The organism is Streptomyces sp. CMB-StM0423 (assembly GCF_002847285.1).
Lineage (GTDB): Bacteria > Actinomycetota > Actinomycetes > Streptomycetales > Streptomycetaceae > Streptomyces.
The window spans coordinates 4,710,629-4,724,786 of sequence record NZ_CP025407.1 but is presented as its reverse complement, the minus strand read 5'-3'; the positions used below and the strand labels follow the sequence as shown (position 1 = coordinate 4,724,786).

The window sequence follows — 14,158 nt, the reverse complement described above, 5'->3', positions numbered from 1 at the left end:
ACCCTTGTCCGCCTACTCCAGACGCCGCGCCGTCGCCACGTTGTCCGCCGCCGTAGCCGGTGGCGCGCTCGCCGGGGGGCTCCCCGCGTACGCCCGGGCCGCCGACCGCGGCGCCGACGGCAGGGGCCGCGGGCCCGCGCCGCTCAAGCGGGCGCACGCGCACAACGACTACCTCCACGAGCGCCCGCTCCTCGACGCGCTCGACCACGGCTTCGCCAGCGTCGAGTCGGACATCTGGCTGGTCGACGGCAAGCTCCTCGTCGCCCACGACGAGGCGCAGCTCGACCCGGCCCGTACGCTCCAGGCGCTCTACCTCGACCCGCTGGCCCGCCGCATCCGGGCCAACGGCGGCCGCGTCTACAAGGGCCACAGGCTCACCCTGCAACTCCTCATCGACCTCAAGACCGCCGGCGACCCCACGTACCGCGCGCTGTCCGAGGTGCTGCGCGGCTACGGCTCGATCTTCAGCTCCGCCACCGGCGGCAAGGTCCGCCGCCGCGCGGTGACCGCCGTCATCTCCGGCGACCGCGGCGCCCGCGCGCCGATGGAGGCCGAGAAGCTCCGCTACGCCTTCTACGACGGCCGCCACGACGACATCAACTCCGGTGTCCCCGCGTCGTTCATCCCGCTCGTCAGCGGCAACTGGAACTCCAGCTTCACCTGGCAGGGCACCGGCACGATGCCGGCCGCCGAGCGGGACTGGCTGAACCTGATCGTCCACACCGCCCACCGGCAGGGCCAGACCATCCGCTTCTGGGCCACGCCCGACGCCCCGGGCGAGGCGCGCGACAACATATGGCGCACGCTGCTCGACGCGAACGTGGACTGGATCAACACCGACGACCTCGCGGGCCTGCAGACCTTCCTCCGCAAGCACGACGCCTGACGAGCCACCGGGGCCGCGGGTCTCACACGACGTACGCCCCCTCCCGCGCCGCCACCGCCGCCGCCCCGGCGGCGCGGTCGGCGGCGGCGGGGTCGAGGGGGTCGCCGCTGGCGAGAAGGCGGTAGTACAGGGGGGCGGAGACGGCGCGGACGACTTCGTGCGGGTCCGTGCCGGCGGGGAGTTCGCCGCGGGCCACCGCCTGCTCCACGCAGGGAGCCCACTCGGCGATGCGGATCGCGTAGAACCGGTGCAGGGCGGCCGCCGTACGGTCGTCGCAGGTGGCCGCCGCGATCACGGCGCGGAACAGCGCGCCCTGCCGCGGGTCGGTGAGGGTGTCGAGCACGAGCCGGGCGTTGGCGCGCAGGTCGCCGAGGAGGGTCCCGGTCTCGGTACGCGGTACGGACTGCTCCGCCATGTCCGCGAGCAGGTCGGCGACGAGTCCGGCGGCGGAGCCCCAGCGGCGGTAGACGGTGGTCTTGCCGACCTCGGCGCGGCGGGCGACGTCGGCGAGGTCGAGGTGGGCGAAGCCCTGTTCCGCCAGGGCGTCCCCGGTGGCCCGGAGGACCGCCGCGCGGACCCGGGCGGTGCGGCCGCCGGGCCTGAGGGTGCCGGGATCGGGCTCGGAACTCATTAACGGGTCTCCAGTTTCATTAGTGCCGGGTTCTCTGCTACCTTCGGCTCCAGCTTAACGGAACACAAATCCCGTTAGCCCGTCCGAAGGGAACCTCCATGTCCGTGCTCGACAAGGCGGCCGCAGCAGCGGCCCCCTCCCTCCGCATGACCGGGCGGCAGAAGCTCGTGCTCACCCTTCTCCTCGGCGCCCAGTTCATGGTCGCGGTGGACTTCTCCATCCTCAACGTCGCCCTCCCCGTCATCGGCGGGGGGCTCGGCTTCCCGCTCGCGCACCTGCAGTGGATCGCCACCGCGTTCGCCCTCGCCGCCGCCGGCTTCACCCTCCTCTTCGGCCGGATCGCCGACCTCTTCGGCCGCAAGCGGCTCTTCCTCGGCGGCATGGCCCTGCTCGGCCTCTCCTCCGTGCTCGGCGGCCTCGCCACCTCCCCCGGGATGCTGCTCGTCGCCCGCGTGCTCCAGGGCCTGGCCACCGCCGCCGTCACCCCGGCCGGGCTCTCCCTGCTCACCACCGCGTTCCCGGAGGGCCCGCTGCGGCAGCGGGCCCTCCGGGAACAACGGGGCGCTGATGTCCGCCGGGTTCACCGCGGGCGCCGTGCTCGGCGGGCTGCTCACCGACCTGCTCTCCTGGCGCTGGGCGTTCCTCGTCAACGTGCCGGTGACCGCCGCGATCCTCGCCGTCGCCCCCGCCGTCATCGCCGACTCCCGCCCCGCGGGCCGGCCCCGGCTCGACCTCCCCGGCGCGGTCACCGTCACCGGCGGGCTGCTCGCCGTCGTCTACGGGCTCACCCACGCCGGCGAAGCCGGCTGGACGGAGCCGGTCACCCTCGCCGCGCTCGGCGCGGGCGCCGCGCTGCTCACCGCGTTCTGGTTCGTGGAGAAGCGGGCACGGAAGCCGCTGGTGCCGGTACGCATCCTGCGGCGGCCCACCGTCGTGTGGGGCAACGCCGCCGGGCTGGTCGCGTTCCTCACCGAGACCTCGCTGGTCTTCCTCCTCACCCTCTACCTCCAGGAAGTCCTCGGCTACACCCCGCTCGCCACCGGCCTCGCCTTCGGCGTCCTGGGCCTGGGCACCGTCCTCGGCGGCACCCTCGGCGGCCGGGTCGTCGGCCGCGTCGGCAGCCGCGCGGCGATCGTCTACGGCGGCGCGGCGCAGGCCGTCGCCACCGCGGCACTGCTCGCGCTCGGCACGTCCGGCGACTGGATCTGGCTGCTGCTCGCGGCGACGTTCGCCGGCGGGGTCGGCAACATGCTGATGATCGTCGGCTTCATGGTCACCGCCACCTCGGGGCTGCCCGACTCGGAACAGGGCCTGGCCACGGGCCTCGCCACGATGACCCAGCAGGTCGGCATCACCATGGGCATCCCGGTGATGAGCGCCATCGCCACCGCGCGCATCACGGCCGCCGACGGCACGGGCCCGGAGGCGGTGCTCGACGGGGTCAGGACCGCGGTCGGGGTCAACGCCGCGCTCGTGCTCGCCGGAGCGCTGGCCGCGGGGGCGCTGCTCGGCCGCCGGCGGCAGGCGGAGGCGACACCGGCGGCGCCGGGGCGATGAGTCCCGTACGGGGCGGCCGGTCCGCAGGCGTACGCGCCCGGATCAGGCCGCCCGCGGGGTCAGGACCCGCTCCACCGCGTCCCGCGTCAGCTTCCGCAGCGCCGCCGCGTCGTCCAGGTCGTTGCCCACGACGAGGCCGTCGCGCAGCACCAGCAGGATGTCCGCCGTGCGCTCGGCGTCCGGGTGGCCGTCCGCGGCCAGCAGGTCCCGCATCAGGCCGCGGAACCAGCGCCGGTAGTCCGTCACCGCGCGGCGCACCGAGTGCTCCGGGTCGGGGTACTCGGCGGCGGCGTTGATGAAGGGGCAGCCGCGGTAGCCGGGGCCCGCGCCGGCCTCGCCGATGTAGTCGTAGACGGCCAGCACCGTGGCCCGCGGGGCGGTCCCCGCGAGGGCCGCGGCGGCCTGCTGCTGGCGCCGGCACTGGTCGGTCACGTACGCCGCGACCAGGTCGTCCTTCGTACGGAAGTGGTGGTAGAAGGTCGCCTTCGCCACCCCCGCCTCGGCGATGATCCGGTCGACGCCCACCGCGTGCACGCCCTCGGCGTAGAAGAGCCGCGTCGCCGCGTCGAGGACGCGGCTGCGGGCGGGAGACTTCGGTGGCGCGGTCACGTGTTGACGGTAGCAGACAGGTCTGTCTAGTCTGAGCCCGCGACCAGACAGACTTGTCTGTTCGATTTGGACTCCCGGAGAGGCACCTCCCATGAGCGTTCTCTACACCGCGGTCGGCACCGCCAACGGCCGCGACGGCCGCGGCGTCAGCTCCGACGGCAAGCTCGACGTCACGCTCGCGCCGCCGCCCGAGCTGGGCGGGACCGGCGAGGGCACCAACCCCGAGCAGCTCTTCGCCGTCGGCTACGCCGCCTGTTTCACCAGCGCCATGGGCGTCGTCGCCAAGCGCATGGACCTCGACGTCTCCGACGTCTCCACCACCGCCGAGGTCGGGATCGGCCCGAACGACTCGGGCGGCTTCGCACTGGAGGTGACGCTGCGGGTGGAGATGCCCGACGACATCTCCGCGGAGCAGGGCAAGGAGCTGCTGGAAACCACCCACCAGGTGTGCCCGTACTCGAACGCGACCCGCGGGAACATCCCGGTACGGCTCGTCGTGGAGTGATCCCGGCGCGCCGTCGCCGGATCGGGGTGGGCGCGCACCTAGCGTGACGCCGTGTCAACAAGACGTTATCCCTCCCCCGAAATCGGCGCACCGCCGTCGCCGTTGTCCTCGCCGCCCTGCTCGCGGCCCTCGCCGGCGCGAGCACGGCGGGCGCGGCGAGCGCCGCGTCCGCCGCCGGCGCCGCGTCCGCCACCGCCGCGGGACCGCCCGCCGCATACGGCCAGCACGTCGCCGGCGCCGCGCGCGCGGAGCCGGCGCCGCCCCCGTACCGCGTACGCAAAGGCGACACCCTCACCGCGATCTCCCGCCGGCTGGGGGTGCCGCTGGACCGGCTGTACGACGTCAACAGGTCCGTGATCGGCTCCGACCCGAACCTGCTGCGGCCCGGCCAGGTCCTCCGCGCACCCACGCCGGGCTGGACCGCCCCGGTCGATGCCGAATACCGGATCTCCGCCCGCTACGGCCTGCCCGGCGACGGCTGGATCGCCGGCTACCACACCGGCGTCGACCTCGCCGTCCCCACCGGCACCCCCGTGTACTCCGTCGGCCCCGGCGAGGTCCACAGCACCTCCACCGAGGGCGCGTACGGCAACCACATCCTGGTCCGCATGGCCGACGGCCACTACGTCCTCTACGCCCACCTCGACCGGATGTCCGTCGCGGACGGCGACCGCGTCGAGGGCGGCACCCGTATCGGCGACTCCGGGAACACCGGCAACTCCACCGGCCCGCACCTGCACTTCGAGGTGCGCACGGGCACCGACTACGGCACGGACGTCGACCCCGTCGAATACCTCGCCACGTACGGCATCGACATCTGAGACACCTCGGAGACACCCCCCACGCACAGCGGCGCCCCGGGCTCATCGCCCGGGGCGCCGCCGCCCTTTCACCTCCCGATCACTGGCTGAAGGTCACCGAGTCGACGTCGAACGAGTTGTTCTGCGGCGACGTGAACTTCAGATAGAGCTTGTGCGACCCTTCCAGCGCCTCGACCGGCACGGCCGCCGTGGCCTGGTAGTTGTCCCAGCCCCCGGTGTTGGGCACCGGCGTCGTCGCGAGCAGTTGCCCGTCCGGGCCGTCGGCGCGCAGTTCGATGGCGCCCACGCCGTACGGCGACGACAGCTTGTACGAGACCTGGCTCATGCCCTCGACGGACATCGGCTCGAAGGCGACCCAGTCGCCGTTCGAGATGTCGCCGATGCGCTTGCCGTTCTCGGCCCCGGCCTGGTTGACGATCCGGGTGCCGGACTGGTCGTCGTAGTACTCGGCCTGCTTGTGCTTGGGCTGCAGGACCGACTTGGCGTACCCGGTCAGCGCGGAGGCGCCGTCGCCGCCGCCGTCCTGGTAGCGGGCGTTCAGCACGTACGTCAGGTCCGCGCCCTCCGGGTGGCCGCCGAGGTCACCGGTGTCGACGGTGCCCTCGCAGCCCGGCAGGTCGGTCGTCGAGTGCTCGTGGTCGTCGTGCCCGAGCGCCGGGTTGACGAAGACCTTGGAGCAGTCGATCGTGCCGTCCTCCGGGTCGGTCACCGTGACCTTGTACGGGATCTTGTCCCCGAACTCGATCAGCTTGCCGTTGACCGGGGTGTCGATCTTCACCTCGGGCGCGGTGTTGCCCGCGGTGATCGGGATGTTGGCGTAGCCGGTCTTGCCGGAGGAGTCGGTGACCTTGAGCTGGGCGGTGAAGTCGCCCTTGTTCTCGTAGGTGTGGCTGGGGTTGGCCTCGGTGGAGTCGAAGGTGCCGTCGCCGTCGAAGTCCCACTCGTAGGAGAGCGAGTCGCCGTCGGGGTCGCGGGAACCCTCGCTGGAGAAGTCGACCGCCAGCGGCACCGGCCCGTTGGTCGCCGAGGCGGTGGCCTTGGCGACCGGGGAGCGCTTGCCCTGGCTGTAGTCGATGCGGTACAGCCCCGAGTCGCTGTTGCCGCCGCCGAACGCGCTGCCCCACTCCAGGACGTAGAGCGAGCCGTCAGGGCCGAAGGTCATGTCCATCGGCTTGTTGAACTTCGCCGAGGACAGGAAGTCGTTGATCTTCAGCAGCTCCTCGTTCTCGTCCCAGCGGACCTCCTTGACGTAGTTGCGGGTCCACTCGTAGAGGAAGCCGGCGCCGTCGAAGTACTCGGGGAACTTCGTCTCGGAGGGGTTGTCCGGGTCGTAGTTGTAGACCGGGCCGCCCATGGGACCGGAGCCGCCCTGGCCCAGCTCGGGGAACTTCTCGGAGGGGCCGTAGCCGTACCAGATGTCGGGCTTCTGGACCTTCGGCAGCTCGGTCAGGCCGGTGTTGTTCGGCGAGGGGTTCGTCAGGTTGTCGCAGTCGAACTTCGCACCGATCTCGCCGGTGTCCGGGTTGTACGGGGCGTAGGGCTGGTTGTCACCGTGGCAGAAGGGCCAGCCGAAGTTGCCGGGCTTCTTGATGACGTTGTACTCGACCATGCCCTCGGGCCCGCGGTCCGTCGTCGGCAGCCCGCGGTCGGGGCCGTAGTCGGCGGCGTGGACGTAGCCCGTCTCCTGGTCGACGGTGAAGCGGAACGGGTTGCGGAAGCCCATCGCGTAGATCTCGGGACGGGTCTTCTTGGTGCCCGACGCGAACAGGTTGCCCTTGGGGATGGTGTAGGCGCCGCCCTTGGTGGGCTTGATCCGCAGGATCTTGCCCCGCAGGTCGTTGGTGTTGCCCGCGGTCCTGGCGGCGTCCAGCATCTCCTGGCCCTTGCGCCAGTCGATCGGCGCGTACCCCTGCCAGTCGGGGCTGAGGTTCGGCGGCACGTCGTCGCCGGTGCCCAGGTACAGCGTGCCGTCGGGGCCGAACTCGACGGCGCCGCCGGTGTGTCCGGGCTCGGGGAAGGTGCGGTCCCGGTACGCGGGCACGTCGAGGAGCTTCTTCTCGCTGGCGGTGTCGAGCTTGCCGTCCTTGAGCGTGAAGCGCGACAGCCTGTTCACGTCCTCGGCGCTGCCGGCCGGGGCGTAGTAGAGGTAGATCCAGCCGTTCTTGGCGAAGTCCGGATCCAGCTCCATGCCGACCAGGCCGTCCTCGCCGCCGGTGTAGACGTCGAGCTTGCCGGCGGTGGTCGTCTGGTGGGTGGCCGGGTCGAAGACCTGGACCTCGCCGGCGCGCTGGACGTAGTAGACGCGGCCGTCCTCGGCCACGTCCAGCTCCATCGGGTCGGCGGTGTCGTCGTCGAGGGTGACCTTCTCGTAGCCGTTCCAGACCGTGCCGCCGCAGTCGCCGGGCTCGGCTCCCGCGGCCCACTTCACGCCGCCGATGACGTGGTCGCGGAACTCCTCCTCGCTGTACGCGGGGGTGTCGTGGCCCATGGCGGTGGCCCAGACCTTGCCGCCCTCGGCGTTACGGCACCAGGAGATCGGGTGGTCGGCGCCCATGGCGTCGTTGCCCGGGTTGTACGTCGTCTCGTCGGCGGTGACCAGGACGTGCACGTCGCCGCGCGGGTTGACGTCGAAGTTGTACCACTCCTCGGGGCGCTCCCAGCGCTCGGGCAGGCCCTTGGTCGAGGGGTGCACCTTGTCGGCGACCTTCGCGGTGCCCTGGAGCACACCGGGCGAGTGGCTCGGCATGTGGGCGCCGCCGTTGATCAGCTCGTCCCACCACGGGAACTCGTTCTCGATCCCCATGTCGAGCGTGTTGTGGATGGCCGCGACGCCGCCGCCGGACTGCACGTACTTCTGCATGGCGGCGCGCTGCTCGTCCGTGTCCCAGACCATGCCGGAGTTCTGCAGCATGATGATTACGTCGTACTCGGCGAGCGTGGCGTCGTCGAAGACGGTCGAGTCGTCGGTCTGGTCGACCTCGAACCCGTTCTCCTCCGCCTCCTCCTTGACCATCTGGATGCCCGCCGGGATGGAGCCGTGGACGTAGCCCACGGCCTTGGTGAACAGCAGCGCCTTGAAGGCCGGCGCCTTTTCCGCCGCTGATGACGGCAGCGCGGTGAGTGCGAGCAGGACGGCGGCCAGCAAGGTGACCAACGACCTGCCTATGTCACGAGCATGACAGCTCATGAGTCGGTCCTCTCCTTCGGTGTGCGGGATGGGATGGGCGTACCGGTCGGTGAGAGGGGTTCGTGGGGCGCCGAGCGCGCAGGGGTGCGCGCAGGGGTGGTCCGCCGGGCCCGGATCGGGGTCCCGGAGCTCCGGGCCCGGCGGCGTGTGGCGCGGGGGGTGCGTGCGGTGCGGGTGCGTACGCGGTCAGGGTGCGTACGGGAGGACGGGTGGGTCGGGTAGGTCAGGTGGGTAAGGCGCGGCGCAGGAAGGCGAGTCCTTCGACGGCGATGGCGTCCTGGGTCGGCGCCAGCGCGCGCCACACCGACGCGGCCACCGCGATGGTCGCGTTGTGCGAAGTGAACGACTCGATGCACAGCGGGCCGCGGTAGCCCGCCTCGTCCAGCGCGCCGAGGAAACCGGGCCAGTCCAGGTGGTCCGCGCCGGGTGCGCCCCGGTCGTTGGCGCACACCTGGACGTGCGCGATCCGCCCGGCCGCCGCGCGCACGGCGCCCGGCAGGGAGCGCTCCTCGATGTTCTGGTGGTACGTGTCGAGGGCGACCCCGATCGTCTCGCCGGGCAGCCCGTCCAGCGCCGTCACGGTCTGCGCGACGGTGTTGAGCAGGCTCGTCTCGTACCGGTTGAGCGGCTCGACCGCCAGCAGCACCCCGGCGGCCGCGGCGTACGCGACGACCGGCGCGATGTTGTCCCGCCACTCGGCGTACGCCGCCGCCCGCTCGTCCGCGTCCATCCGCCAGGTCCTGCCCACCGCCGCGTACATCGGCCCGGCGACGACCGGCGCGCCGATCTCCCGCGCGGCGTCCACGCAGCGGCGCAGGTAGTCCTGCGTCGTACGGACCGCCAGCGGCTCGGCGCGGACGAGCCCGCGCTCCGGCGGCATCACGGCGAGCACCGCGGCCGCCGCCAGGCCGTTGCCGTCGAGCAGCTTCGCCGCGGCGGCCGGCTGCCAGTCACCCGGCTGCTCCAGCGGCAGCTCCGCGCAGTCGAATCCCCAGTCCGCCAGCCGCGGCAGCACCCCGGCCAGCGCGCGATCGGTCACCGGGGAGTGCCAGATCCACGGGTTGGCGCCGATCAGCCGTCGTCCGGCCGGCATCACTCACCGCCCCAGTCGCCGGGGTAGCCGGGCAGGTCCTCGCAGCCGCAGGCGCCGTAGTGCAGCGGGGGCATGCCCTCCTTGTAGTACTCGTCGAAGTTCTCCGCGGTGACCACCGGCTGCGGCAGCGTCCACTCCTTCGGGACCTCCTCGCCGGCCAGGATCTTGAGCGCGGCGATCACGGGCGTACGCCACTGGAAGGTCGGGTACGCCGGCGCGATGGCGGTCAGGTCCTTGTCCTTCCACGCCTGGAGGAAGTCCTGCTGGTCCTCGCCGGTGATCGGCGGAATGTCCTCGCCCGCGTCCTCGAACGCCTCGACGGCGGCGACCGACGTGGCGCCGGAGTCCATCCACACGCCGTCGATCTGGCCGTGCCGCGCGATGGCGTCGGAGACGATCGACTTGGCCTTCGACGGGTCGCCGTCGGTGAACTTCACCTCGACCACGTCGAGTCCGGCCTTCTCGAACGCGATCTCCGCCGCCGACCAGCGGGTCTCCAGCACGTCCACGCCGGGCGAGATGCGCAGCGCCACGATCTTGCCGCCCTTGTCCACCTCGTCCACCAGGAAGTCCGCGGCCGCGGCACCGTAGGCGTAGCCGCCGATGGGGCTGATGAACGTCACGGCGCAGTCGGTCTCCACGCCGCGGTCGAAGACGATCACCGGGATCTTGCCGCACGCCTCCTCGACGGCGGGGGTGAGGGTGGCGGTGGTGTTCGGCGAGACGATCAGCGCGTCGCAGTTCTGCCCCGACAGCTCCTGGATGTCGGAGATCTGCTTGTCGTCCTTGCCCTGCGCGTCCAGGACGGTGAAGTCCTCGATCTCGTCGTGCTGCGCGACCTCCGCCTTCATCGTCTTCAGCCCCACCTGCCGCCAGGGGTTGAAGACGCCGGCGTTGGAGAAGCACAGCTTGACGCCACCGTCGCCCTTCTTGGCGTACTCGGAGGTGTCGACCATCCCGCCCGACTGCGGATCGAGCATCTGCTCCCAGGGCTTGCCCTCGGGACCCTCGGGAGTCGCCTCGGTGAGCTCCAACTGCCGGTCGTAATCCGCCTGGTTGAAGAACTCCGACTGCTTGTCGCCGTCCTCCGCCTGCTCGGAGGCGGCGGGGTCGTCGGCCAGGTCGTCCTTCGGCGCGTCCGACGAGCAGGAGGCGAGCAGCGCTGCGGCCAGCAGCGCGGCGGCCGGTGCGGCCAAGCGGTTGCGAGCGCCGGGGCGGGTCGTGCGGCGCGTACGGCTCATGAGGAGGACTTCCCTTCCAAGGGCGTTGACGGTGCGGAGGGTGGTGGTGCGGTACGGCGCGGGCGCAGCCGGGAGAAGCCCGACCTGCCGGTGGCGCCGAGGCCGACGGCCGCGATGACGATGAATCCCTGGACCGTGGACTCCAGCGCGCCGGAGACGCCCTGGAGGTTGAGCAGCGTGAACAGCGCCTGGAGCGAGAACGCCCCGGCCATGGCGGCGACGACCGAGCCGCGGCCGCCGCCGAGGATGACCCCGCCGAGCACGACGGCGGTGATCGCCTCGAACTCAAGCCCCCGGCCGGCCTGCGCCGAGACCCCGGAGAAGCCGGCGACGAGGACCGCGGCGAGCGCCGCGGCGGTGCCGGAGAGCACGAACGCGAGGGTGCGCACGCGGGGTACGCGCACGCCCGCGAGCGCGGCGGCGCGCTCGTTGTCGCCGGTGGCCAGGAGCGTACGGCCGAAGTCGGAGCGCATCAGCCACACGGCGATCGCGCCGACCGCGAGGCACGCGAGCACCGCCCAGGGCAGCCAGCCCCCGGCCTCGCCGCGGCCGAAGTTGCGGAAGCTCTCCGGCAGCACGCCCTGGGGGGAGCCGCCGGTCCAGTAGAAGACGGCGCCTTCGAGGATCAGCATCATGCCGAGCGTCGTGATGAACGACGGCACCAGCAGCACGGTGGTGATGAGCCCGTTGACCAGACCGACGATCGCCCCTGCCAGCAGCAGCCCGGCGGTGACCAGCAGCCAGGGCGCGTCCGGGTACGAGCCGTAGAACTCGGCCCCGGCGACGACCCCGGCCGTGACCACCGCGCCGACGGAGAGGTCGAAGCCGCCGGAGACGATGACCATGTACTGGCCGGCGGCGAGGATCACCAGCGGGGCGGCGCGCTTGACGAACGCGAGGAAGGAGTCGGGTTCGTAGAACCCGGGGTCGGTGATCGCCAGCGCGGCGAGCAGGACGGCGAGGAGGACGTAGACGGGGGCACCGGTGCCGAGGCGGCGGCCGAGGGCGCCGAGGACGCTCGCCGGGCCCGCGGTGGTGGTGGGCGGGGTGGTCGTCGTCATGCGAGCGCTCCCTTCCGCTCCTCGTCGCGCTTCCGCGCCTCGTCGCGCTCCTTGGCCCGGCGCCGGAACGGGCGGGCGTAGAGGGCGACGGCGGCGATGATGACGACGCCGCGGACGACGTTCTTGAAGAAGGGGTCGACGGAGAGCTGGTTGAAGATGCTGTCCAGCACGGACAGCAGCAGCACCCCGCCGAGGGTCCCCGCCACCCCGCCGCGGCCGCCGGCCAGCGCGGTGCCGCCGAGCACGACGGCGGCGATGGAGTCGAGGTCGTAGCGCGCCTCGGTGCCCGCCCAGGGGGCGCCGGCGCCGAGCCGGGAGGCGAGGAAGAGGGCGGCGGCGCCGACGCACAGGGCGCACAGCACGTGGGCGTAGATGACGGTGCGCTTGGTGCGTACGCCGGACAGGCGGGCGGCGTGCTCGTCGCCGCCGGTGGCGTACATGTGGTGGCCCAGGCGGGTGCGTTTGGTGATCAGCCAGAGCACGGCGGCCACGGCGATCAGCAGGAAGACGGAGACCGGGATGAAGCCGATGCGGTCGTAGCCGAGGCGCTGGAAGGACGCGGGGACGTCGCCCGCGGGTCCGGTGTAGTTGTCCTCGATGTAGCCGCGCAGGATGAACGCCATGCCGAGGGTGGCGATGAAGGCGTTGACCTTCAGCCCGGTGACGATGAGGCCGTTGGCGAGTCCGACCGCGGCGGAGAGCGCGAGCACGGCGAGCACCGCGGTGACGACGCTGCCGCCCTCCATCGTCTCGGCGGCGACGAGCGTGCCGATGCTGATGAGGTACGCGACGGACAGGTCGAGCGAGCCGGTGAGGATCACCGCGGACTGGCCGATGGCGACCAGGCCGAGGGCGACGGAGTTCTGCATGATGCCGGTCGCGTTGGACTGGGTCATGAACTGGCCGCCGTCGATGGTGACGACGATCCAGCCGATGAGCGTGACCGCGGCGGCGGCCAGCCAGACGCCGACGACGGGGTCGGTGAGCTTGAGCCGCCCGGTCGCAGGCAGCCGGCGCGGGCGGGCTGCCGGGGCCGGGGCGTCGGTCCGTACGGCGGTCATGCGGCACTCCCCTCGGGGGCCGTGCCCGACGCGTCCCGGGTGGCGAGCCGCATGATGTCCTCTTCGCCCGCCCCGGCGGGGAGTTCGCCGGCGAAGGTGCCGTCGGCCATGACGAGGATGCGGTCGCTCATGCCGATCAGCTCGGGCAGTTCTGAGGAGACGATGAGGACGGCCATGCCGTCGCGGGCGAGTTCGCGGACGAGGGTGTGGATGGCGGCCTTGGCGCCGACGTCGACGCCGCGGGTCGGCTCGTCGAAGAGCAGCACGCGGGGCCGGGCGGCGAGCCACTTGGCGATGACGACCTTCTGCTGGTTGCCGCCGGAGAGGTACTGGACCTCCTGGTCGTGGCCGCGGGAGCGGAGGTTGACGCGGTCGAGCAGCCCGGAGACCTCCCCGGCCTGCGCGCCGCCGGCGTGGACGGCGCGGGTGACGAGGAGGGCGTTGTCGCGTACGGACTGGCGCAGCGCCAGGCCCTCGCCCTTGCGGTCCTCGGTGACCAGCGCGACACCGCCGCGGATGGCCTGGCGGGGGCTGCCGGGGCGCAGCGCGCGCCCGGCGACGGTCATGCTGCCGCGGGTGAAGGGCGCGGCGCCGAAGAGGGCCCGTACGAGGGCAGTCCGGCCCGAACCCTGGAGCCCGGCGACACCGGTGACTTCGCCGGCCCTGAGGGTGAGGTCGATGCCGGCGAGGCGCTCGTTGCCGGCGCCCGAGGTGGTCAGCAGCGGCTCGCCGATCTCCTCGGCGCGGGCGCGGGGCGGGTAGTACGAGCCGAGTTCGCGGCCGACCATGGCCCGGACGACGTCGTCGGGGGTGGTGTCGGCGGTGGTGAGGGTGGCGACCTTGCGGCCGTCCTTGAGGACGGTGATGCGGCGGGAGAGGTCGAAGACCTCGCGGAGGCGGTGGCTGATGTAAAGGATGCCGATGCCGCGGGCGGCGAGGCGGCGGATGAGCGCGTAGAGGAGTTCGACCTCGTGGTCGGCAAGGGGTGCGGTCGGCTCGTCCATCACAAGCACACGGACATCGGACGCCGCCAGCGCCTTGACGATCTCCACCGTCTGCTGGCGGGCCACCGAGAGGTCCTTGACCTGGGTGTGGGGGGCGATTCCGGTCTCGTCCAGCTCGGCGAGGAGCTCGGCGGTGCGGCGCTCCATGGCGCGCCGGTCGACGACCCCGCGGCGTACCGGCTCGCGGCCGAGGAAGACGTTCTCCGCGACGGTGCGGTGCGGGAGCAGCGCGAACTCCTGATGGATGAGACCGATCCCGGCGGCCTGGGCCTGTACGGGGTGCGAGAAGGCGTGCACCGTGCCGTCGAGCGTGATGGTGCCCTCGTCGGGGGCGTACTCCCCGGCGAGCACTTTCATCAGCGTCGACTTGCCCGCGCCGTTCTCCCCCACCAGGGCGTGGACCTCACCCGGTTCGAGGTCGAGCGACACCCCGTGCAGCACCCGTACCCCGAGAAAGCTCTTGGACACGTCCTGCATCGTCAGCATGAAATGCAGAGTCCCC

At 72.3% G+C, this 14,158-nt stretch carries 11 protein-coding genes and 1 pseudogene; 4 read left to right on the top strand and 8 right to left on the bottom strand.

Annotation, left to right across the window (positions count from 1 at the left end):
• The first annotated feature begins 4 nt into the window (after nt 1-4).
• Nucleotides 5-886: a phosphatidylinositol-specific phospholipase C/glycerophosphodiester phosphodiesterase family protein gene (locus tag CXR04_RS20575; RefSeq protein WP_101423811.1), complete on the top strand. Its 882-nt coding sequence runs from the start codon at nt 5-7 to the stop codon at nt 884-886.
• 22 nt (nt 887-908) lie between these two features.
• Here CXR04_RS20575 and CXR04_RS20570 read toward each other — a convergent pair whose 3' ends face one another.
• Nucleotides 909-1,517, bottom strand: a complete 609-nt coding sequence (locus tag CXR04_RS20570; RefSeq protein WP_101423810.1) for a TetR/AcrR family transcriptional regulator — start codon at nt 1,515-1,517, stop codon at nt 909-911.
• Nucleotides 1,518-1,615: 98 nt separating this feature from the next.
• Here CXR04_RS20570 and CXR04_RS20565 point away from each other — a divergent pair.
• A pseudogene (locus tag CXR04_RS20565) lies at nt 1,616-3,074 on the top strand (MFS transporter).
• A gap of 42 nt (nt 3,075-3,116) precedes the next feature.
• Here the strand turns inward: CXR04_RS20565 and CXR04_RS20560 are convergent.
• Nucleotides 3,117-3,683 (bottom strand): TetR/AcrR family transcriptional regulator, encoded by a 567-nt coding sequence (locus CXR04_RS20560; RefSeq protein WP_101423809.1) that lies wholly within the window; start codon nt 3,681-3,683, stop codon nt 3,117-3,119.
• 91 nt (nt 3,684-3,774) lie between these two features.
• Here CXR04_RS20560 and CXR04_RS20555 point away from each other — a divergent pair, with 91 nt between their 5' ends.
• Together CXR04_RS20555 and CXR04_RS20550 are read left to right on the top strand one after the other, a co-directional pair.
• A complete protein-coding gene (locus tag CXR04_RS20555; RefSeq protein WP_101423808.1) occupies nt 3,775-4,188 on the top strand; it encodes an organic hydroperoxide resistance protein in 414 nt (137 codons plus the stop codon).
• Nucleotides 4,189-4,505: 317 nt separating this feature from the next.
• A complete protein-coding gene (locus CXR04_RS20550; RefSeq protein WP_234380366.1) occupies nt 4,506-5,009 on the top strand; it encodes a M23 family metallopeptidase in 504 nt (167 codons plus the stop codon).
• A 79-nt stretch (nt 5,010-5,088) separates the two neighbouring features.
• Here CXR04_RS20550 and CXR04_RS20545 read toward each other — a convergent pair whose 3' ends face one another.
• From CXR04_RS20545 to CXR04_RS20520, 6 genes are all read right to left on the bottom strand, one after another.
• Complete coding sequence (locus CXR04_RS20545) at nt 5,089-8,196, bottom strand: ThuA domain-containing protein (protein WP_199850496.1); 3,108 nt, start codon at nt 8,194-8,196, stop codon at nt 5,089-5,091.
• Nucleotides 8,197-8,419: 223 nt separating this feature from the next.
• A complete protein-coding gene (locus CXR04_RS20540) occupies nt 8,420-9,289 on the bottom strand; it encodes a sugar phosphate isomerase/epimerase family protein (protein WP_199850495.1) in 870 nt (289 codons plus the stop codon).
• Nucleotides 9,289-10,530 (bottom strand): substrate-binding domain-containing protein, encoded by a 1,242-nt coding sequence (locus tag CXR04_RS20535; RefSeq protein WP_101423804.1) that lies wholly within the window; start codon nt 10,528-10,530, stop codon nt 9,289-9,291. The genes CXR04_RS20540 and CXR04_RS20535 overlap by 1 nt, the downstream gene beginning before the upstream one ends.
• The gene (locus CXR04_RS20530; protein WP_101423803.1) at nt 10,527-11,591 is read right to left on the bottom strand and encodes an ABC transporter permease; all 1,065 of its coding nucleotides are present in this window, start codon (nt 11,589-11,591) and stop codon (nt 10,527-10,529) included. The genes CXR04_RS20535 and CXR04_RS20530 overlap by 4 nt, the downstream gene beginning before the upstream one ends.
• On the bottom strand, nt 11,588-12,652 hold the full coding sequence (locus CXR04_RS20525; protein WP_101423802.1) for an ABC transporter permease: 1,065 nt from the start codon (nt 12,650-12,652) through the stop codon (nt 11,588-11,590). The genes CXR04_RS20530 and CXR04_RS20525 overlap by 4 nt, the downstream gene beginning before the upstream one ends.
• Complete coding sequence (locus CXR04_RS20520; protein WP_101423801.1) at nt 12,649-14,142, bottom strand: sugar ABC transporter ATP-binding protein; 1,494 nt, start codon at nt 14,140-14,142, stop codon at nt 12,649-12,651. The genes CXR04_RS20525 and CXR04_RS20520 overlap by 4 nt, the downstream gene beginning before the upstream one ends.
• Between the last annotated feature and the right edge of the window lie 16 nt (nt 14,143-14,158).